The sequence below is a fragment of the Acinetobacter defluvii genome (genome assembly GCF_001704615.3).
In the GTDB taxonomy this organism is placed as follows: Bacteria; Pseudomonadota; Gammaproteobacteria; order Pseudomonadales; family Moraxellaceae; genus Acinetobacter; species Acinetobacter defluvii.
Map to the genome: position 1 here is coordinate 2,379,300 of NZ_CP029397.2, position 21,023 is coordinate 2,400,322.

General features: G+C 37.0%; 20 protein-coding genes. 9 read left to right on the forward strand and 11 right to left on the reverse strand.

From position 1 onward, the window contains the following. Positions 1–47 precede the first annotated feature (47 nt). Both DJ533_RS13780 and DJ533_RS13785 read left to right on the forward strand, forming a co-directional pair. Positions 48–548: a DUF2938 domain-containing protein gene (locus DJ533_RS13780; protein WP_065994928.1), complete on the forward strand. Its 501-nt coding sequence runs from the start codon at positions 48–50 to the stop codon at positions 546–548. A 175-nt stretch (positions 549–723) separates the two neighbouring features. Continuing rightward, a complete protein-coding gene (locus DJ533_RS13785; protein ID WP_065994929.1) occupies positions 724–1,149 on the forward strand; it encodes an ABZJ_00895 family protein in 426 nt (141 codons plus the stop codon). A 60-nt stretch (positions 1,150–1,209) separates the two neighbouring features. On the opposite strand, the gene DJ533_RS13790 is transcribed toward DJ533_RS13785, so the two are convergent. Continuing rightward, complete coding sequence (locus DJ533_RS13790) at positions 1,210–1,734, reverse strand: YecA/YgfB family protein (protein ID WP_065994930.1); 525 nt, start codon at positions 1,732–1,734, stop codon at positions 1,210–1,212. A gap of 67 nt (positions 1,735–1,801) precedes the next feature. Next, positions 1,802–2,011, reverse strand: a complete 210-nt coding sequence (locus DJ533_RS13795; RefSeq protein WP_065994931.1) for a PA3496 family putative envelope integrity protein — start codon at positions 2,009–2,011, stop codon at positions 1,802–1,804. Between the two features lie 387 nt (positions 2,012–2,398). On the opposite strand from DJ533_RS13795, the gene rpoD reads away from it, so the two are divergent. Both rpoD and DJ533_RS13805 read left to right on the forward strand, forming a co-directional pair. Further along, positions 2,399–4,288 (forward strand): RNA polymerase sigma factor RpoD, encoded by a 1,890-nt coding sequence (rpoD, locus tag DJ533_RS13800; RefSeq protein ID WP_065994932.1) that lies wholly within the window; start codon positions 2,399–2,401, stop codon positions 4,286–4,288. Positions 4,289–4,400: 112 nt separating this feature from the next. Beyond that, the gene (locus tag DJ533_RS13805) at positions 4,401–4,688 is read left to right on the forward strand and encodes a YbeD family protein (protein WP_065994933.1); all 288 of its coding nucleotides are present in this window, start codon (positions 4,401–4,403) and stop codon (positions 4,686–4,688) included. Positions 4,689–4,771: 83 nt separating this feature from the next. Here the strand turns inward: DJ533_RS13805 and DJ533_RS13810 are convergent, their stop codons facing one another. Further along, complete coding sequence (locus DJ533_RS13810; protein WP_065994934.1) at positions 4,772–5,656, reverse strand: metal-dependent hydrolase; 885 nt, start codon at positions 5,654–5,656, stop codon at positions 4,772–4,774. 77 nt (positions 5,657–5,733) lie between these two features. Then, complete coding sequence (locus tag DJ533_RS13815; RefSeq protein WP_065994960.1) at positions 5,734–6,630, reverse strand: M24 family metallopeptidase; 897 nt, start codon at positions 6,628–6,630, stop codon at positions 5,734–5,736. Positions 6,631–6,980: 350 nt separating this feature from the next. On the opposite strand from DJ533_RS13815, the gene lipB reads away from it, so the two are divergent. The 4 genes from lipB to DJ533_RS13835 all read left to right on the forward strand — a co-directional run bounded on the left by lipB (position 6,981) and on the right by DJ533_RS13835 (position 11,093). Beyond that, positions 6,981–7,640: a lipoyl(octanoyl) transferase LipB gene (gene lipB, locus DJ533_RS13820; RefSeq protein WP_065994935.1), complete on the forward strand. Its 660-nt coding sequence runs from the start codon at positions 6,981–6,983 to the stop codon at positions 7,638–7,640. A 79-nt stretch (positions 7,641–7,719) separates the two neighbouring features. Beyond that, positions 7,720–8,253: a hypothetical protein gene (locus DJ533_RS13825; RefSeq protein WP_065994936.1), complete on the forward strand. Its 534-nt coding sequence runs from the start codon at positions 7,720–7,722 to the stop codon at positions 8,251–8,253. Positions 8,254–8,256: 3 nt separating this feature from the next. Further along, the gene (locus DJ533_RS13830; protein ID WP_065994937.1) at positions 8,257–9,444 is read left to right on the forward strand and encodes an iron-containing alcohol dehydrogenase; all 1,188 of its coding nucleotides are present in this window, start codon (positions 8,257–8,259) and stop codon (positions 9,442–9,444) included. Between the two features lie 263 nt (positions 9,445–9,707). Further along, entirely contained in the window at positions 9,708–11,093 is a 1,386-nt protein-coding gene (locus DJ533_RS13835; protein ID WP_065994938.1) for an APC family permease, read from the forward strand. A 67-nt stretch (positions 11,094–11,160) separates the two neighbouring features. Here DJ533_RS13835 and DJ533_RS13840 read toward each other — a convergent pair whose 3' ends face one another. Then, positions 11,161–11,715, reverse strand: coding sequence for a flavodoxin family protein (locus DJ533_RS13840; protein WP_065994939.1), 555 nt, complete (start codon positions 11,713–11,715; stop codon positions 11,161–11,163). A gap of 122 nt (positions 11,716–11,837) precedes the next feature. Between DJ533_RS13840 and DJ533_RS13845 the strand changes: the two genes are divergently transcribed. After that, positions 11,838–12,209 carry a winged helix-turn-helix transcriptional regulator gene (locus tag DJ533_RS13845; RefSeq protein WP_065994940.1) on the forward strand — a complete coding sequence of 124 codons (372 nt, stop codon included), beginning with the start codon at positions 11,838–11,840 and terminating at the stop codon, positions 12,207–12,209. Between the two features lie 66 nt (positions 12,210–12,275). Here the strand turns inward: DJ533_RS13845 and DJ533_RS13850 are convergent, their stop codons facing one another. The 6 genes from DJ533_RS13850 to DJ533_RS13875 form a co-directional block, all read right to left on the reverse strand. Continuing rightward, positions 12,276–12,755, reverse strand: coding sequence for a tRNA (cytidine(34)-2'-O)-methyltransferase (locus tag DJ533_RS13850; protein WP_065994941.1), 480 nt, complete (start codon positions 12,753–12,755; stop codon positions 12,276–12,278). A gap of 36 nt (positions 12,756–12,791) precedes the next feature. Beyond that, on the reverse strand, positions 12,792–14,165 hold the full coding sequence (gene cysG / locus DJ533_RS13855; protein ID WP_065994942.1) for a siroheme synthase CysG: 1,374 nt from the start codon (positions 14,163–14,165) through the stop codon (positions 12,792–12,794). Between the two features lie 18 nt (positions 14,166–14,183). Then, positions 14,184–17,060 (reverse strand): UvrD-helicase domain-containing protein, encoded by a 2,877-nt coding sequence (locus DJ533_RS13860; protein ID WP_065994943.1) that lies wholly within the window; start codon positions 17,058–17,060, stop codon positions 14,184–14,186. 105 nt (positions 17,061–17,165) lie between these two features. Further along, positions 17,166–18,437, reverse strand: coding sequence for a serine--tRNA ligase (gene serS, locus DJ533_RS13865; RefSeq protein ID WP_065994944.1), 1,272 nt, complete (start codon positions 18,435–18,437; stop codon positions 17,166–17,168). Between the two features lie 114 nt (positions 18,438–18,551). Beyond that, complete coding sequence (locus DJ533_RS13870; RefSeq protein WP_065994945.1) at positions 18,552–19,364, reverse strand: RsiV family protein; 813 nt, start codon at positions 19,362–19,364, stop codon at positions 18,552–18,554. Positions 19,365–19,523: 159 nt separating this feature from the next. After that, a complete protein-coding gene (locus DJ533_RS13875; protein WP_407647700.1) occupies positions 19,524–20,957 on the reverse strand; it encodes a carotenoid oxygenase family protein in 1,434 nt (477 codons plus the stop codon). Between the last annotated feature and the right edge of the window lie 66 nt (positions 20,958–21,023).

Here is a 21,023-nt window from a genome sequence, read left to right on the forward strand (position 1 = left end):
ACTTGAAGTTGTAAGATGATTTTAGTTTATAAAATCAGCGTAAAAACATGAACCTTTTGATTGTAAGTTTTAATGTCATCTTGATCGGTATCGGTGCAACTTTACTGATTGATCTATGTGCAGTTCTACTCAAAAAAATATTTAATATTCCGACCTTAAATTATGCCGTGGTGGGGAGATGGGTCTTAATTTTTCTATATTCTGGAAAATTTAAACATCAAAATATACAGCAAGCACCACCACAAAATTTTGAACATGCTTTCGGTTGGACATTGCATTATTTGATTGGGATTATTTTTGCTTTATGTTTTATTTTGATGGTTGGCACGACTTGGCTACAGCATCCTGATTTATTTTCTGCGATATATTTTGGTATAGCCACAGCATTCTTTCCATTTTTAATCATGCAACCGTGTTTAGGAATGGGATTTTTTGCTTCTAAAACGGCAGAGCCTTGGAAAGCTCGTCTTAAAAGCTTGGTGACACATACCCTGTTCGGTATAGGGTTATTTTTGAGTGCACTGATTTATCAATATTTACTCATATAAAAATACTTGTCAGTTCAGCAATATTTTTTCTTATTCAAACTTGATAAGTTTAATGAATATTACTTTTCCAATAAAAGTTTTAATTCAAAATTAAGTCAAATCAATATCAAAGTCTTATTTTAAATAAATATTCAAGTTTAAAAATTAAAAAACAGAATATTTTTAGGAGAAAAAAATGAAACGTTACTTTTTGATATTTTCTGCTGTTTATCTTGTTTCAACAGTCATCCTATTTGCATTGTCATTATTTGTAAATATTCCTAGCGCAGGTAGTATCCCCATACTTATTGCAGCAGGATTTTATACCTCTTATTACTTTGTCAAAAATGAGAATCGTGTTCCTACACCAGTTGAAAAAAGACAACTTGTATTTGGATCCTTCATTTGTACACTTTTAGTGAGTGGCATATTAGTGACTATTTTTCTTCTAGCTGCCAATATGACAGAATTATTATTTGAAGGTTTAAAAAGTATTTCAATAGGGGTAATTTTATTTGTATTTGCGATCGCATCTTTAATACAAATCTTAGTTTTATATATGAGTTATGGTTGGTATGCACAAAAATGCTTGGACAGTCAACATAACAGATACATTAGATAATTTTTTTACATTTACAATAAAAAAGCACCTTTCAAAGGTGCTTTCTTTTAAAATTTTATCTTATTGTTCTGAATGATACATCAAGTAAATTTCATTCAAATTATCTGGAATTTCTTCTGCAAGCTCATCCATCAACTGACCATTACGGCGGAAAGATTCCATTTGTGGGTCTTCTTCATCTACCCCACTAAACACCATAATCGGTAAAGTTAAATCAACCAATTGCTCTTCAAACTCATCGGTAAACCATGCCTCTTCATTTAAGAACATTGCATCAACAAAACCAACAGACCAATCACCTAAACTCGAATCAACATCCGCCTCTTCAACTTCAAAAGGGAACTCGACGCCTTCTTCATTGGATAATTTTTGGCGAATATCGTCTAACCATAATTTAATTTGCGCAATGATTTCTTTTGGTGCTTTGCTTTGGTTGCCCTCAAAAAGCTCGTCTAACCAACGATCAAATTTTGGACCTACAGCAATTGCACATAAAAAACCATGAGTCGCTGCGAAATCTAGACCATACTCGTTTTGGTCGCCATCTAGATAGTCACTTAACTGGTCTAAATCTAAAGCACTCATTTTGTTTCCAATTGATTTTAATTACAGTAAAAGCATAGCATTTTTAAATGACTATGCCTAATCAGTTTTATGCTTCATCATCTTCAAAATCATCGTCATCATCAAAGTCATAATCAAAATCTTTCAATTCTCGATCTAAACGACGTTGAGCAAGTAAATCATCAATTAAACGACGTTTTTCTAATGATTCTTTGGCGCTAATTTTGTTTGATGACTCATCAAAACTAACATCATCATCACCGTAGTTATCATCTAGTTCAAAATCTGTCGAAGACACTAAAACTACCTCATAATGAAAAAATGTGAATGGGTCTAGCCGCTATTTATCTTTGTTCAGAAATCTTGTCAAGTTTTATTTAATTTTTTTTTATTTTTATATCAAATTGGGCTTTTTTTGTGCCGAATTTTATGGCATGGTATAATCCACCCTACGTCCTTCTATTTTGATGACTCATTTTGAGTATTTATAAATAGAATACGTTTAAGGGCTGAGCTTGAAAATAACAAATTCATCCCCATTTTATTCACAGAAACCAATTTTCATTATTTTATCAGACCCTATTTTGCTGATGAAATGCGCAAGCTTTTCCCATTAACTACATGATGGGGGCATGAGCATGCACGGTTTTTTTACTGCCACAGATTCAACGAGAAGAGAGTAAAGATGAGCGATATGCATTCCCCTACTTCACAAGTAGCGGCTCTGATTAGCCGAGGCAAAGAACAAGGTTACTTAACCTATGCTGAGGTTAACGATCATCTCCCAGACTCAATCACAGAAAGTGAACAGATTGAAGACATTATTCAAATGCTTCAAGACGTAGGGATTCCTGTGCATGAACGTGCACCTGAATCTGACGATGCGATGTTCGAAGGCAACAGTGAAGCAACAGATGAAGTTGCTGAGGAAGAAGCTGCTGCAGTTCTTGCTTCTGTAGAAAATGAACCTGGTCGTACAACTGACCCTGTGCGTATGTATATGCGTGAAATGGGAACGGTTGAACTTTTAACTCGTGAAGGCGAGATTAGCATTGCAAAACGGATCGAAGAAGGCATCCGTGATGTTTTACATTCCATTGCATATTGGCCAAATGCGGTAGAAGTGGTTCTACAAGAATATAAAGATTATGAGGCGGGTGAACGCCGTTTAGCAGACATTTTATCAGGTTATTTAGACCCTGAAACAGATGAAGTAATTCCTGAAGTTTTAGAAGAAGAAGCTGAGGAAATTGATGAGGAAGAAGAGGCATCAAAAAAACCAACCAAAGATGTGAAGTTGGATGATGATGACGAAGAAGAAGAAGCTGAAAGCGAAGATGAATCTGAAGGCGAATCTGGACCTGACCCTGAAATTGCTAAAGCACGTTTCGATGAGTTAGAAGCGGCTTGGCATACTGCCAAAGAATCTATTGCAAAATCAGGTCGTAATAGCCCTGAAAGTAAAGAAGCAATGGAGGCACTTGCAAGCGTATTTATGATGTTTAAATTTACACCACGTTTATTTGATATCATTTCAGAAATGATTCGTGGCACACATGAGCAAATCCGTACCTCTGAACGTGAAGTGATGCGTTATGCAGTGCGTCGTGGTCGCATGGATCGTACGCAATTCCGCACATCATTCCCTGGTCAAGAATCAAACCCTGCATGGTTAGATGAACAAATTGCTAAAGCACCTGCTGAACTCAAAGGCTACTTAGAGAAAGTTCGTCCTGACGTGTTAGCTTTCCAACAAAAAATTGCTGATATTGAAAAAGAACTTGATCTAGATGTTAAAGGCATTAAAGATATTTCCAAACGTATGGCGATTGGTGAAGCCAAAGCTCGCCGTGCGAAAAAAGAAATGGTTGAAGCTAACTTACGTTTGGTGATTTCGATTGCCAAAAAATATACCAACCGTGGCTTACAATTCCTTGATTTAATTCAAGAAGGTAACATCGGTTTGATGAAAGCAGTAGACAAGTTTGAATATCGTCGTGGTTATAAATTCTCGACGTATGCAACTTGGTGGATTCGTCAGGCGATCACACGTTCGATTGCAGACCAAGCACGTACTATTCGTATTCCAGTGCATATGATTGAAACAATTAACAAGATCAACCGTGTATCTCGTCAATTGTTACAAGAAATGGGGCGTGAACCTACACCTGAGGAATTAGGTGAACGTTTAGAAATGGACGAAGTCAAAGTTCGTAAAGTACTTAAGATCGCCAAAGAGCCAATTTCGATGGAAACACCAATTGGTGATGATGAAGATTCGCATCTTGGGGACTTCATTGAAGATGGTAACATCACTTCTCCAGTCGATGCTGCAACCTCTGAAGGCTTAAAAGAAGCAACCCGTGAAGTTTTAGAGAACTTAACTGAACGTGAAGCCAAAGTATTAAAAATGCGTTTTGGTATCGATATGCCAACCGACCATACTTTGGAAGAAGTCGGTAAACAATTTGATGTAACACGTGAACGTATTCGTCAGATTGAAGCGAAAGCTTTACGTAAATTACGTCACCCTTCACGTTCTGAGCATTTACGTTCGTTCTTGGAAAATGACTAATTAATCATCCCCAAATGGAGACTTGAAAATTTTTCATTCATCTCCATTTATTGATTATGAGAAATACAACGCCTGCACTTTTGCAGGCGTTGTTGATAATTTGAGGTGAAACATGTTAGACCGCACACCATCTCGTGAATTACGCGAAGATCTTTGGGTATTTCCAATGGATTATCCAATCAAATTGATTGGTGATGCTGGAGAGGAATTACGTGGTGCTGTCGTTGAAATTTTGGTAAAACATTTTCCAGAGTTTGATGAAGCAACGCTCAAAGTTCAACCTTCACGTACGGGTAAATACCACTCTATCACTGCGCAACTGCGTTTTGATGAGCTTGAGCAAGTCCATCAATTATATGCCGATTTGGCTGCTTGCCCATTGATTAAAACTGCGTTGTAATCATCCATTAGAAACTAAAAATCAGGGCCAATTGACTCTGATTTTTTTATGAGAATATAGCGGATAAACCTATTTAATTTTTCTTAAAAACCATAAGCTTTAAAATAATAAGCTGCCAATTGATCATTGCCTTCATGACGAGGGTTGTAAGAAGGTTTCATCCAACTTCCAACCGATTTTATAATAAATTTTACAGAAGGCAAACGCGCAGATTGCTCAAATTCTTTTTCAATTCCTTTTAAAATACCCAACATTGAAGTGGGTAACTGCCCTTTTTTCAGATTTGAATCCTGCTCAATCGTAAAGCGAATTGCACGTGTCCAAAGAAGAATGAACAATGGAAATACCAAACTCATCGTAAACTGACGACCAGCGTAAAAGCCAAGTTTGGTTTTACATAAATGTTGAAACAAATCAAATGCAACGGAACGATGCTCGACTTCTTCTGCGCCATGCCAACGAATCAAACGTAGAATTTCAGGATCAAAATTATTGATTGCCTTTTCTTCTAAAACCCACATTCCCAAAATACTGGTAAAATGTTCAATCGCTGCAATCGCACCTACTTGAAAAATCAGCCAATTTTTTCCAAGCAACTTAGCTAACCAACGTTGTTTTAAAGGTAACTCATCTACTAGGTCTTTAAATAAAACTTCAGTTAAATGTACAAAACTCGATAAATCAATGCCATGTTCTTTATAAAAATCTATTACATGACTATGTGAACGAGAGTGAATTGCTTCTTGTCCAATAAATCCTTTTACATCTGCGTAGAGTTGCGGATCGGTGATTTCTGGCAAAACCCGATTAAATACCCGACAAAACCACAGTTCACCTTGCGGCAGAAGGATATGTAAAGGATTAATTGCATGGGTCACAAAAGGTGTTTCAGCCCAATAAATGGGAGATTGCGTTAAATCAAATTTTACTTTACGCGCTTGGATCAAATGTTCTACGGCTGCATTCATTTTATTTTTCCTTTTGATGCAGTATGTGAAGGCTCTATTCAAGCCCTCACATCAAGTTATAATTAAAAGTTCTTCATTTAAGCAATCGCTTTTTGCTCAGGCATCACAATATTACGCTCACGCCAACGACGCATTTGTGGTGTTTCATCATCTAACCAATATGCATCATCATCTGTAATGACCAGCATTTCTTCCCATTTTGCACCAACCCCATTTAAACCTAGATGTGGCTCTACCGCCCATAATCCTGCAACTGGTTGATGATCTGCCATTTTTCCAGAGTTCCAAATTGGTGACCAACCTTGTACCGCTCCTGTACCGATTAAACGCCCTAAAGTTTTTAAAGAATCAATACCAAAACCAAAAAGCGTTTTTGGATCTTTATTTTGATGACTTGATGAAATTTTTGACACCTCATGCGCTAAAGTTTCAAATGGATAAGCCTTATGACGTGCCTCATAACCTTTTAGCTCAATAAAATGATCGACTTGTTGGCTAATTTCTCGAATAGTTCTACGCGCTTTGACGAGTTCCAAAATCTTTTCACGGAAAAATGCCAAATCATCCATCACCTGCTCTAATACAGGGTTTTCACCTAAACACCCTGTATAACCAATATCTGCCATGTATTCACCCATAATCGGTGCATTGTCCAAAATAAAGGGCATCCCTTCTTCAAGACGTTTATTGGTTGGAAAAAATTGCAATGCGATTTTAAAATTATTAAATGCAGTGCGTTCACCAAACCATGCAAAAGGTGCATGAAAAAAATCGTTTACCCCATGATCTAATAACCAAACTTTTTGCATTTTTGCTGCTTGCTTTTCAGTCATGCCAGGCTTCAGCTCTTTGGCAACTTCTTCTGCACATTGATAGGCTAAACGTTGAACTTTTCTAAACTCAGCCAACTCATCTACAGTCGGATATTGTAATTGATGCTGTGTATATTGAAAAAATGGTGAAAAAATTGGCATATGCATCCCTCAACAATCATCCTAAAAATACTTAAACCCCACTTTCACTCATAAGCAAATTGGTCAATCAATTACTTAATGAAAATATAAAAGTATTTTTAAAAAATAAATAAAAATATTAAATACAAATAGATATATTAAAAATTAATTTGCACTTAGTTCAGTTGCCTATAATATAAATTGTCATTTGAGCAAATTTAAAATTATTAAGGGTCAAATTATATCAATTAAGGACAATTCCATATTTTTATTAAGGGTATATTTAAAATTTATTTGCAAATGAAAAGTACTTTCAATCTGAAAAACATTTTAATATAAGTGAAAGTTAAAGTTTTTAATTGATATTTGTTATGACTGAATCCGCAGGATCACCCAATTTAATTATTCGTGAATTTAAGCAACTCACCTCTTATGCTGAACGTTTTCAAGCCATGAAAGTCTTGACTGAACAGCGAGATGAAAACACGCCTGATGAGTTATGGATTTTGCAACACCCTGATGTTTTAACTCAGGGACAGGCAGGAAAACCTGAGCATATTCTTGTACATACCGATATTCCTGTGGTACAAACTGATCGAGGTGGACAAGTGACTTGGCATGGACCGGGACAAATGGTGATTTATTTTATGTTTGATTTAAACCGTTTGAAATGGAATGTACGCACATTGGTTTCGTATGCTGAAAACCTGATGATTGATTTGTTAAAAAAATACCATATTGAAGCATACGCAAAAGCCGATGCACCTGGTGTATATGTGAGTGAGCGTAAAATCGGTTCTCTAGGTTTTAAAATTCGTAAAGGTCGCAGTTATCACGGACTGGCTTTAAATATTGATTGTCATTTAGATGGCTTTCATACCATTAACCCTTGTGGCTATGCAGGTCTTGAAATGGTTCGTATCTGTGATCTAATTGAAAATTACCCAACATTCGACCAACTGACAGAAGATGTCAGTCTTTATTTAAAAGAAAGCGGCTTTTTTAATGACGTCCAAGTCATTTCACAATAAAGCACTTCCCTTTTAACCTAAAACAAATTAGAGTAATTACTCTAAAATATAATACTAACTCAAATAAAGGGATAAGCGAGTGATTTCAAGTAAATCTGTAAAACCCGCTTTAGAACAAGCTTATGTCAAACTCATGATGGATGTGATTGGCAGAGGTTTGGTTATGGCGAGTCAAGTTGATGATGAAATTAGACATGAAGTATCTAAATTCCCTGTTGGCTTTGTACTTTCAATGAAAGTCTTTCCGCATGGTCCTGCATTTGTTGCCAAAGTCAATGAACAACAAAATTTAGAACTCGTAACGGCTTTACAAAGCAAACCCGATCTAACGATTACTTTTAAGCATATGCATCATGCTTTTTTGGTGTTTTCTTTCCAAGAAAGTACTGCGCAAGCCTTTGCCAATGACCGCATGATCGCAGATGGGGATTTATCGTATGCCATTCGTCTGGTGCGTTGTTTAAATAAAATGGAAGCTTTAATTCTACCGAAGCTCGTTGCCGAACTTGCGGTGAAAGAATATCCACAACAATTAACGTTAAAAGAAAAATTAACGAATGCAGCAAATATTTACCTCAAAGTTGCTCAATCATATTTAAAAGGGAGTGCATAACACATGGCTGCTAAAGCGTATTACGAATTTTTTTGTCCTGTAAAAGTCATTGCTGGTCATGCTGCACTGGAACATATTCCTTATGAATTATCATCACTGGGTGCAAAACGCCCAATGATCATCACGGATAAAGGCGTGCGTACCAATAACTTATTGGCTCCAATTGAAGCTGCATTTAGCTCAACCGAAGTAGAAGTAGGTTTTATTTTTGATGATGTTCCCCCTGATTCAAGCTTAGAAACAGTGCGCGCAGTTGCACAAGCATACCGTGCCAACAACTGTGATGCGATCATCGCTGTAGGTGGCGGTTCTGTGATCGATACAGCTAAAGCGTCTAATATCTTAGTAACCGAAGGCGGTGATGACCTGACTAAATATTCTGGTGCACACAATTTACCTCGTCCACTGAAACCTTTTTTTGTGATTCCAACCACATCGGGTACTGGTTCTGAGGTCACAATGGTCGCTGTGGTTTCAGATAATCAAAAGCATGTCAAAATGGCATTTGCATCAAACTATTTGATGCCACATGCTGCGATTTTAGACCCACGTATGACACAAACATTGCCACCACACTTGACAGCAATGACAGCAATGGATGCTATGACACATGCTGTTGAAGCGTATACCTGTATGGCTGCAAATCCAATTTCAGATGCCTATGCTACAGCTGCGATTAAAAAGATCAGTGCCAATCTATTCAATGTTTTAGATAATCCAAGTGATGCACAAGGGCGTTTAGAGTTAGCACAAGCTTCTACTATGGCTGGGATTGCATTTTCTAACTCTATGGTGGGTATCGTACATTCACTGGGTCATGCTTTAGGTGCGGTTGCACACCTGCCGCATGGTTTATGTATGAACCTATTCCTTCCATATGTACTTGAATACAATAAAGATGTGAATGGCGATAAAATTGCAGACTTGTTATTACCTCTTGCAGGTGCTGACATTTATGCACAAACCCCTGCAAATCAACGTGCAAATAAAGCGATTGAATTTTTAAATACAATGCGTGATCGTATTTATACCTTGACTAAGCTACCACGTACGTTAAGTGAAACAGGTAAAGTCAGCAAAGAACAGTTTGAGGAAATTGCTGAGAAAGCCTTAAATGATGGTTCAATCATTTACAATCTGAAAGAAGCCAACTTTAAAGACCTCAAATCTATTTTAGAAAAAGCTTGGTAATTACCAAATAATAAGCCAATATACGCTGTAAATAAGCCTGGTGTTTCAAAACATCAGGCTTTTCATTTGTGGAAAATAAATTTGGCTTAATTTTGTACCAAGTAGCATATTTTCTGCTAAAAAAATGCGTAAAGTTACTGACAAAAGTTTGCATTTGGAGTAGATTGGCGCACTTTTGTTTTATTTGTAGGGGGGATCGTTCGTCTCAAACGATCCTTAGATATATGACTGATCCTTGATCAACGATTAAGAGGATAACGCCGTTGACAATTAACACTGGGACTCAATCGGCAGCTAAACTGCAAAAAACGCTAGGTTTCTGGCACATCATTATTATCGGTTTGGCTTATATTCAACCTATGACGCTTTTTGATACTTTTGGGTTAGTGTCAGAAGAAAGTCATTTCCATGTTCCTACTTCATATATTATTGCTTTAGTTGCAATTTTATTTACCTCCATTAGTTATGGTCATATGATCCGTCGATATCCTTCTTCGGGTTCTGCCTATACTTATGCGCAAAAATCTATTCACCCTAACGTCGGATTTATGGTGGGCTGGTCATCATGGTTAGATTATTTACTCTCTCCAATGGTCAATATCATCTTAGCTGTGATCTATCTGGAAGCACTTTTTCCTGACGTAAACCATTGGGTATGGGTGGTTGGATTAACAGCAGTTATGACTGCAGTGAATTTACGCGGTGCGAAGTTTGTTGCAAATTTCAACAGTCTCATTGTTTTTGTGCAATTGGGTGTCATCGCTTATTTTACTTGGATGGTCTATCAACTGCTTGCCAGTGGTGTCAATGCTGATGGTACTTTGGTCAATGCCAAATATCAGCTGTGGAGTTTAGAACCTTTTTGGAATGAGATGACCAGTCTAGGTCCATTGATTACAGGTGCAACACTCCTGTGTTTTTCTTTCACAGGTTTTGACTCTTTAAGCTCACTTGCAGAAGAAACCAAAGACACTGAAAAGACCTTACCTCGTGCGATCTTTATGACTGCATTATTTGCTGGGGTTATTTTTATTGTCAGCACCTATTTCATGCAGATTTACTTCCCAAATGATCCTAAGACTTATTTTGCGGATGTTGCAGCAACTCAACCTGATATCTTACAAGCTGTTGGGGGCGTCGCGTTTAAAACAGTGGTGCTGTATTTTGCAATTGTCACAGTCATGGCTTCAGGCATCTCAGCCCATGCTGGCGTATCACGTTTAATGTATGTGATGGGGCGTGATGGTGTGATTAACAAAAAAATCTTTGGTCATATCAGTTCGAAAAACTACACACCCTCATACAATATTTTAATTGTAGGTGCTGTTGCATTAACAGCTGGCTTCATGGATCTTGATATTGTCATTTCTATGATCAGTTTCGGTGCTTTAACAGCATTTACATTTGTGAACTTGTCGGTAATTTCTCGATATGCATTACGTGATGGTCGAACCAAATCATTCAAAGATATTCTTAGTTTTGTGATTATTCCACTTCTTGGTTTTATCAGTATCTTTGCAATGTGGCTTGAAATTGAAGAAACTGCATTAAAATTTGGTCTATGGTGGGCAATGTTCGGTATCCTGTATTTAGGTTATAAAACCAAAGGTTTCCGTTACCCAGCACCACAGCATAATGAACATGAGTAATCATTGATTTAAAAAGATCAAAATAACAAAAGGTGCTAAATGCACCTTTTGTTTTACTTAGAATCTATCAACCAACAAAACGATCTGTAATTGTCTGAATACGTTTTGCATAAGCTCTAACAGTATCCAACCCACCTTGTGGAATTTCATGAGTAGAGGCATCTGCTGGGCTTTGCACCATCGCACCAGCAAAACTGCCCATATAGTTAATATCGTTTGATGTTGCTGCTTTTGTATTTGAAGGCAGAATTCCCAAGCTCACCCAAATGCCACCATGTTGTGAAGCGAGTGCTTGCATTTGTATCAAGGTCATTTGCTTATCACCATTCATACTGCCACTATTGGTAAAACCACCAAAAATTTTATCTTGCCAAGCGCGGGTAAACCAACGTTTCGATGAATCATCTGCAAATTTTTTAAATTGCCATGGAGTAGAAGCCATATATGTTGGTGCACCAAAAACAATCGCATCTGATTGGTCTAATGTTTGCCATTCTTGTTCAGTAATATTTCCTTGTGAATCAACTTCAATTAAGTCTGCTTGAATTTCTTGAGCAAAATTCTCAGCAATTACTTTTGTATGACCATAACCTGAATAATAAACCACAGCGACTTTTGACATTTTTTTGCTCAAAATAAAGAGGATTTTCATATAATATATTTTTGAAACTAACTGTCAATTAGTTACTATTTGGTAACTATTCTATGTTATGCTTTACTTCATGCATTCATTGGAGCATGAAAATGACTAATCATTTGAATTTTAATGTGTATCATCCCAATTGCCCTTCTCGCTTATTTTTTGACAATATGGCAGATAAATGGGTACTGTTTATTTTAGATACACTGAAAGTACAAGCTCAACATTTCAATTCTTTAAAAAAAGCCATCATCGGAATCTCTCCTAAAGTACTTTCACAAAAACTCAAAATGCTAGAAAGAGATGGTTTTATTGATCGTAAAACCTTAGATACTCGCCCCATTAAAGTCGAATACTCATTAACGCCTTTAGGAAAAGAACTAGCCGAAACAGCTTTTCAATTTAAACTTTGGGCTGAAAGTCATATGCAATATGTACTTGACGCACAAAGAAAATATGATGAATCCAGCCAATAATTTAGGATTTGAATCTTTGGACTTTATAGAAAATGCCCATGTTTATGAGCATTTCAATATATTGAATTATTTCATTTCCTTAAAACCCTGCTGACGCCAAGCTTCATACAGAATAATTGCAGTCGCATTGGATAAATTCAAACTACGTGAATTTGGTGCCATCGGTAAACGAATCCAATGCGCTTTGGGAAACATCATACGAACGTCTTCAGGCAAACCACGAGTTTCAGGTCCCATAAGCAAAGCCACTGAACGATTTAAATTCGACGTATGTGGTGTTTCATAACCTTTGGTGGTTAAAGGATAAATTGCATCCTGATCAATGCCTTGTGCTTTTAAATGGGTAAGACATTCTGCAAAATTTTCCCAGACTTTCATATGTGCCCATTCATGATAATCCAAACCTGCACGGCGTAATTTTTTATCATCCAACTCAAAACCTAAAGGCTTGACCAAATGTAATTGCGCCCCAGTATTGGCGCATAAACGGATAATATTCCCTGTATTTGCAGGAATTTCGGGTTCGAATAAAACAACATGTATCACAGGAGATTGACCTATTTTGTAGTGAAAGTCAGAGTGTTATCGCCACTGTAACTGTTCACGTAAACTCACCACTTCACCAATAATGGTTAAAGTCGGTGCTTGAATATGATTTGCTTCTACTTTAGAGGCAATGTCAGCCAAAGTGCCGACCACCACTTTTTGTTCTGGTGTGGTACCTTTGGAAATCAGTGCAACAGGCATATTTGCACGTTGTCCATGCGCAATCAGTTTCTCACAAATCTTTTCTAAACCAACCAAGCCCATATACAGCACAAGGGTTTGATTTTCATAGACTAACTCTTGCCAAGGCAACTCAGGCGAACCTTCTTTTAAATGTCCTGTAAGAAAACGTACACTTTGCGCATAATCACGATGTGTTAGTGGAATGCCCGCATAAGCAGAACAACCTGATGCAGCAGTGATTCCCGGAACCACTTGAAAGGCAATGCCTGCATCAAATAATTCCTGAATTTCCTCACCACCCCGCCCAAAGATAAATGGATCTCCACCTTTTAAGCGACAAACACGTTTACCCTGTACAGCATATTGTACCAATAGTGCATTAATACCATCTTGTGGCACTGAATGATTAGACCGTGCTTTGCCCACATAGACTTTTTCTGCATCACGACGACAAAGTTCCATAATCTCAGGCGAGACCAAACGATCATAAATAATCACATCGGCTTGTTGCATTAGTCGCAATGCTTTTAAAGTCAATAATTCTGGATCACCTGGACCTGCACCAACTAGATAAACTTCACCTTTCGGTTTTTGCCATTCTGTTAAAGCCTGCTCAATTAAGAGATCCGCTTCAGTCACATGATCATTAAATACCTGTTCTTTGAGCGGACTTGCATATAAATCTTCCCAAAAAATACGGCGTTCGTCAGGGTTGGAAATTTTTTCTTTTACGATCTTGCGCCATTTTCCTGAAAAATCAGCCAATTTCCCCATACCATGCGGAATAGAAGCTTCAAGTTGGGTACGTATCTGACGTGCCAAAACAGGAGAAGCGCCATTGGTCGCAACAGAAACTACCAATGGCGAACGGTCGATAATTGCGGGTACCATGAAGCGACAGTGAGGTGGATCATCAACACTATTCACTAAAACATTCAAATTTTCACAAGCTTCAAAAACATTCTGATTGACGGCTTTATCATTGGTTGCTGCGATCACCAAGCGATAACTGCTTAGGCTAATGTCAGCATTAAATTTTTCAGCATGATATTGTCCATGTGTTGAATGCACAATCTCGATTAAATCAGGCTCAATCTCAGGTGATACCACATGAATGATTGCTCCTGCTTTGGCTAATAACAGTGCTTTACGATAAGCAATATGACCACCACCCACCAATAAGCAAGCTTGACCTTGTAATTTTAATGAGATGGGAAAAATGTCCAACTGAATACCCCTATAGCCTTAAGTCTCAATCTTATCATTATACGCCCGTCCAATTAAATCAAAAAAGCTTGATGAACGATTTCGATTAAACTGATTGACACGCTTCCTCGTAGCTTCCCAATGCAGATCTGCTGTTGGTTCATTTTCATCATATTCATCCATATAAAAATCAACCCGTTGTACGTTCATACTTTGGTAAATTGGATGCCATTCACCATTCACTTTAATCACTAATTCTGGATTCAATACATATTGCCCGCGAGCTAAACGTTTAAATAGATATTTACTATATTTATCAATGCTCTCGACTTCATTCTTCGATAATAATGCACTGATATAAGTCCGTTTTTGACGTTTTAATTCATAGAAAGATTTTGGTAATAGACTGAGATAATCCAACAATAAGGCACTATCAAATGCCTTTTCCCAACGCGCATAACGCTGATAACCATCAATCAAACTCATGACATACATCAGTTGAAAAATCATGTATTCAGGCTGATGGGATTCTAATTTAAATAAACGCTGATGTATCTGTAAGACGATACTGTCTTGTGGTAAAAGTGCAGCGAATCCAACTAAATTGGGTGCATATTTCGGCTGAGTAATGGCACGCTGTAAAGCGATTTGTAAAACATTTAAATTTTGCCCATCGAGTACATCGGCATCTGCACCATCTTGCAAAAGCTGCTGATAAAAGTCACGATTCCCCGCCCACACCGCTGCCATCAATGGCGTTTGATTAAATTCATTGCGGTGATTAATCCCGAATTTTTCAATTTTTTTCAGTAAAGCAGTCGGATGCTTTACCTGATAATTCATATAATATTTAGACAACAACCCTTGCTCAGCTTTTTGCGCTCGTACTTGCCAACGCTCATTAAACACACTGATTGCGGGTTTAAAACCGACTTCCGCCAACTGTACCAAATACGCCTGATGTTGATAGATCACAGCATATTCAAACAACGCCAGTTGTGCTTTCTTATCTTTTTCAATCAAGGCTTTATGTTCTAAATGCTTTAACTCACTGTCTTTTAACACCACCCAATTGGGTATTTCTTCTTTTAAAATTTCACGACGAATACGTTCTGCTTGCTCTTTTTTACCTTGTAATTCAAGCTTTTGTGCTTCTTTTTGCCATTCTTTTAAACTAGATTGTTGATCTGCCAAATCCAAGCTTTGCGCTGCTTGATCCATACCAAGCAGTTGGAAAATTTTATGCTGATCTTGTTGCTCAACCCAATAAATATTGGACATTGCTCGTGTTAAACCGACATATAAGGCATTGATATAAAACTTATAAATTTCAAGTGATTTATCGGCTTTGTCTTTATTTCGAGCATAAGTGAAATCATGCTGTAAATCTTGCACTGAAACATCACTGCAAATTTCACTAAAATGCACTGCGGATTGGCTAATAAAGTTATATAAAATAATGTTTTGATATTCTAAACCTTTGGCTTCTTGGATGGCGAAAACCAAGGGTGTTTTAAACACACGCTGTGCCATTTTTTTCTGTTCTTCATGCATCACCACCACAGCAAACTGTGTAGATACTGAAGTTTTTTTATCGAGTTCATGCAAGATCTCAGGACGATTTTTTAGGAAATATACCCCGCCTTGAATCTCAGCATTACTCTGTACCAAATAATGACTTTCTTTATCAATCGAACCAAAACGAGCATTTTTCAGCAATAATACTCGATTTGAAATCTCAGTAATCCGCTGTGCATTACGGTAATTGTGTTGCAATATATGGGTAATTTCTGCACCATGATGCAATTCTTCATGCCGATGGAACAGGCTTTTAACTTTTGCCCATGAGAAGAAGTTGGGATGCACAATTTGATTGGCATCACCACACATCAGAAATAGCCCTTTTTGACTCAAGCTATTGAGAATCAAATATAACTGAATTGCAGTAATGTCCTGTACTTCATCAATGACCACAAAATCATAACTTGGTTTGACTTTGCTCAAATACTCATAACTGAGGATATTTAAATCCGCCAAATTTTGTTTTTCTAAATCGTGTAAATAATGTTTAAAAATGGCATAAACTTCTGCACGTTCATCAACATGAAAAATCGACTGTTTCACCCCTAAAGCCAAATAACCTTGTTCAGATAAATAGGCTTGATCAGTCATTGCCCCTGTCAGTACACCTTTAAATTCTTCATAAATACTGTGTGCACTGAATTTATGTTTATAATTTTCCTTATACCACGACATAAAATAATCAATATCAGCAATATTCTGCTGTGGTACAGCTATACTTTCTAAAAAATCTTGATATGAATAAAAATCAACCAATTGCTTATCATTATAATAATGTTCTGAATAATACAGCTCTCTTGAATTTTTCACCAAGAATGAAGATAAAGTCACATACAGAATTTGCCCTTCAAGCTGTTTTATTTTCTCCAATAAAATCGCAGTTTTACCACTACCTGCTGAGCCGATAATCACCAAAGGCGGGTATTGCTTATAAATATATTGTTGTACATCATCAAACGAAATGAATTTATTTAAATAAACAAACTGCGGATTATTACTATTCACATAGACCATTTTTTCATCAGCCTGAATTTCTTCGACTGATTCGATCACAGGAATTAAATCTTCATTAATTTCAATGTCTGCATTGAGAAAACGTGAACCTTGATAATCATGCTTTTTTAAATATTCTAAAATTAAAATATAGTTTTTATTTTGGTATTGATAAATTGAAAATAAAATACGATCACTACGATTTAACTTGGCACGATATAAATTCGGCTGAATCTTTTTAACTTCTGCAGATTTAAAATCATCCTGTTTTAAATAATCAATAAGCTTTCCAAAGCCTGATATTTTTTCCGTTTCAAGCTCATTATAAATGAGTACATCCATGTCATTTTCACCATTGGAAAGTTAAAGTGTGTTGATTATTTTATCTATACAAAAAATAAGCCAAATATTAAATTTGGCTTATGATCTCACTGACTATTCTAAAGCTTAGTCAATAAATGTCGCACCCGCCATATACGGGCGTAATACTTCAGGAATTTCAATCGAACCGTCCGCACGTTGATAGTTTTCCATGACTGCCAATAAAGTACGACCTACTGCCAAACCTGAACCATTCAAAGTATGTAACAGTTCAGTTTTCTTTTGGTCTGCACGATAACGTGCTTTCATACGGCGTGCTTGGAAATCCCACATATTTGAACATGAAGAAATTTCACGATAGGTATTTTGGCTCGGCACCCAAACTTCCAAGTCGTAAGTTTTGCATGCGCCAAAGCCCATGTCACCACCACACAATACGATTTTACGGTATGGCAAACCCAGAGCTTGTAAGATGCCTTCAGCATGACCTGTTAAGTCTTCCAAAGCTTGCATAGAATCTTCAGGTTTAACGATTTGTACCATTTCAACTTTGTCGAATTGATGTTGACGAATCAAACCACGGGTATCACGACCATAAGAACCTGCTTCACTACGGAAACATGGTGTATGCGCAGCATATTTCAATGGTAAACGTTCAGGATCAACAATTTCATCACGTACGAAGTTAGTCACTGGAACTTCTGCGGTTGGAATCAAGTAATATTCTTTCTCACCTTGTAATTTGAATAAATCTTCTTCAAATTTAGGCAATTGACCTGTACCACGTAAAGAATCCGCATTCACTAAATAAGGAACATAGGCTTCGGTATAACCATTCTTAAGTGTGTGCGTATCCAACATGAATTGGGTCAATGCGCGTTGCAAACGCGCTAATGGTCCTTTCAACACACTAAAACGTGTACCTGTAAGTTTAGTGGCAGTTTCAAACTCCAAACCACTCATCATTTCGCCAAGATCAGTATGGTCTTTGATCTCGAAATCAAACTCACGAGGCGTACCCCATTTCAAGATTTCAACATTATCACTTTCGTCTTTACCCTCAGGCACAGACTCATGTGGCATATTTGGAATAGACATGAGTTTTGCATCAAGCTCGGCCTGTAACTCATTCAACTCAGCTTCAGCAGCTTTGATTTCATCACCAATCGCAGACATGCGTGCCATGATTTCAGAGGCATCACCACCTGCTTTTTTGATTTGACCAACTTGTTTTGCACCCGAATTACGTTCTGCCTGTAAATTTTCAGTACGAGACTGAATCTCTTTACGACGAGCTTCTAGTGATGCCCATTCTTCTACATTGAGTTGCACACCACGTTTTGCTAAGGCTAAATTTACAGCCTCGATATTATTTCTGATTAATTTCGGGTCGATCATAGTCAATCTAAATAAGAGAAAAAAACTGTCTATAGTGTAAGCGCTTCACTGCAAAAAATACAGTAACCTAGCCAACTCACACTATAGATTTTGATAATTCGCTGAAAATTTGGCTTATTCCGCTTGAGGTGCTTCTTCTGCAACCGCTTCAACGACTGGTAAACTCGGTAAATATTCAGCTTTAACCAAATCTTTTGCAGACAAATAAGGTAAGGTGAGTTCTGTCATGCCTTCTGCATAAGATGCTAACTCATACAATGGATACACGAATACAATCCCTTTTGAACCATAATAATAGTTATCACTGAGTTGTAACTTTTCACGAGTAATATCGTGCTGTGTTAACCAGTTGGCGTTGGCATCATAAAGCTGTTCTGCGACTTTTGTTTCAACATTCGGTTTTAAAATATCAGTCAAGGCTAAGCGTTTTTGTGTGCCCAAATCAAAAGTCACATATTCATTATGATACATTCCATGTGCGGCACCTGCTGCGTAGGTATAGGACTGAATCATAAATGTCGCTAAGTTGTATTGTTGTGAAATAAAGCGTACATAGATTGAATTTTGATTGAGACCTTTAAGATCAGCAGCTTCACTGGCAGCTTGTGTAGTTTTTTGATCTTTTTCAAATGCAATCGGTACATCTTTTTTAATGCGATTTAGGAAATAATCATCAATCCAAGCAATATCAGTTTTGACCGTTTGTAAGTCATATTGGGTGCATCCATCTTCATCACAAAACTGCTTTCTCGGTAATTCTACACGTGTAACTTTGGCTTGAATGAGTGGAATCTGCTGTGTTTTGGCTTGGCTACTGGAAGCTTGTGCATCTGCTGATGATGCAGGCTTTTCTTGACAACCTGAAGCCATCAATAAAGCTGAGAATAGCGCTGAAATAATCCAAGTTTTTTTTAAATGTATTTGCATTCTGATGTCTTTCAAACATGTATTGCGATAACACCTATCATAAGACTAGAAATTTCAAAATAAAATTCATTATTGTAATTGCTAACGGTTTTGCTTTCTTAATTTCTTGTTTAAGCGCTCAATTTTTCTTTTCTAAATTAAAATTTTAAATATAATAATTTAATTACTTAACTCAAAATCATTCACCCAATTACAATGAAAACCTAAAGGAATATGCACGCCTAAATCAATCTCTGCTTGAAGTTGAATCTCTAAACCATTTACCTTCAAAATAGCAACTTTTGCAGCAGCACCATCTAAACGATGTACATAAGCCATTAAATAACCACACCCTTCTGCACTCTCCACCGTTTCAGGTGTAAAGGTCACTTCTCCTACGCCCCAACCTAAACCAAAATCATAAGGTATAGATGTTTTTAGCAATAAATCATGTATGCACATCTGATTAAAAGCCTCAGGATGTCTAAATTTTAAAGTGTATAAATAACGATAAGACAGTCCCGTAAAACGCTCATCAATTTTAGGAAATTCTTGAACTTGTGAGTCTAACACTTCTCTATGTAACTGTTGTGTTGCAAGATCAACAGACCAACGTTCTAATTGAGCATTTTGTAACTCATAAGCAGCATACTGAGCATGTCTAAAATCATCATGATGTACCAAAACATCAATAATAATCTGTTCCTGATCCGTCCGATAAGCATTTGCAGCATGAAATACAAAACACGGTTCTAGTTCAACCCAAACGATTTGTTCAGCATCTGCATATTTAGGCAATATGCCGATACGCATCATTTTCTTTGGATTCCATGTATATGGAACACTATCACCTTGTAACAGATGCTTGACTGAAAATGTAATCGGACCATCAAATACGAGTATCTCTTTTTCAGTAATCAAACAATCATGAATCATGGGTGCATGCGCCAACTCAATTTCAGTAAAATGAATTAACTGTCCTTCTTCATCAATCACTTCATAGTAGGCATTTTTACATTTTAAAGCATCATAACAAATAGCATGTAAATGCCCCGTTTGCCTGTCTTTTCGAGGATGTGCAGTAAAAGGTAAATTAGCATCGCTGTTAAATAACTGATACCGTAAACTGTTGAGCTGTTTATCTAAACAGATTGGAAATGCACCAGCTTCAATCACTGCCCAAAGCTGACCTGCATGTGCAAAAATATTGGTATTTACAACGTCATGTGCGCCCCGTCTAAAACCTTGAATCTGTGCCTGAGCTTTTATCTGTTGTACTTGATCTGTAGCAAGCAATGTACTTTTAAAGGATAATGCTTGACCGTTTTGTAGTTCTAATGCATGTAACATACCATCCCCAAGATACCAATCAAATAAACGAGGCTGTGTAACATGGATTGGATTTGACCCTATACGAAGCAACAATCCATTTAACTGTTTAGGAATCTCTCCGTAAACTTTAAGATCATACTGTTCAGTTTCTTTCACTGGTTGATAAATCTTATCTTGATAAATATTGACTTCTTGATGTGTTTTCCGGCGTCTTAACATCTGACCGATCAGCTTGATCAACCACTGTTGAAATTTATTTTTATAGGAAATAAACCTATTCATTTTAGGGTAATGCAATGTTTTATTGTGTTTTTTATGATGCATTTCTTTCTCAGAAAGTCTTTCCAT

Excerpts from the sequence above, each read along its gene's own strand:
- DJ533_RS13790 (WP_065994930.1), bottom strand. The coding sequence starts at position 1,734 with ATGAGTGCTTTAGATTTAGACCAGTTAAGTGACTATCTAGATGGCGAC.
- DJ533_RS13805 (WP_065994933.1), top strand. The coding sequence starts at position 4,401 with ATGTTAGACCGCACACCATCTCGTGAATTACGCGAAGATCTTTGGGTA.
- DJ533_RS13830 (WP_065994937.1), top strand. The coding sequence starts at position 8,257 with ATGGCTGCTAAAGCGTATTACGAATTTTTTTGTCCTGTAAAAGTCATT.
- DJ533_RS13815 (WP_065994960.1), bottom strand. The coding sequence starts at position 6,630 with ATGCCAATTTTTTCACCATTTTTTCAATATACACAGCATCAATTACAA.
- DJ533_RS13785 (WP_065994929.1), top strand. The coding sequence starts at position 724 with ATGAAACGTTACTTTTTGATATTTTCTGCTGTTTATCTTGTTTCAACA.
- lipB (WP_065994935.1), top strand. The coding sequence starts at position 6,981 with ATGACTGAATCCGCAGGATCACCCAATTTAATTATTCGTGAATTTAAG.
- serS (WP_065994944.1), bottom strand. The coding sequence starts at position 18,437 with ATGATCGACCCGAAATTAATCAGAAATAATATCGAGGCTGTAAATTTA.
- DJ533_RS13840 (WP_065994939.1), bottom strand. The coding sequence starts at position 11,715 with ATGTCAAAAGTCGCTGTGGTTTATTATTCAGGTTATGGTCATACAAAA.
- DJ533_RS13810 (WP_065994934.1), bottom strand. The coding sequence starts at position 5,656 with ATGAATGCAGCCGTAGAACATTTGATCCAAGCGCGTAAAGTAAAATTT.
- DJ533_RS13860 (WP_065994943.1), bottom strand. The coding sequence starts at position 17,060 with ATGGATGTACTCATTTATAATGAGCTTGAAACGGAAAAAATATCAGGC.
- DJ533_RS13845 (WP_065994940.1), top strand. The coding sequence starts at position 11,838 with ATGACTAATCATTTGAATTTTAATGTGTATCATCCCAATTGCCCTTCT.
- DJ533_RS13875 (WP_407647700.1), bottom strand. The coding sequence starts at position 20,957 with ATGAATAGGTTTATTTCCTATAAAAATAAATTTCAACAGTGGTTGATC.
- DJ533_RS13870 (WP_065994945.1), bottom strand. The coding sequence starts at position 19,364 with ATGCAAATACATTTAAAAAAAACTTGGATTATTTCAGCGCTATTCTCA.
- DJ533_RS13780 (WP_065994928.1), top strand. The coding sequence starts at position 48 with ATGAACCTTTTGATTGTAAGTTTTAATGTCATCTTGATCGGTATCGGT.
- rpoD (WP_065994932.1), top strand. The coding sequence starts at position 2,399 with ATGAGCGATATGCATTCCCCTACTTCACAAGTAGCGGCTCTGATTAGC.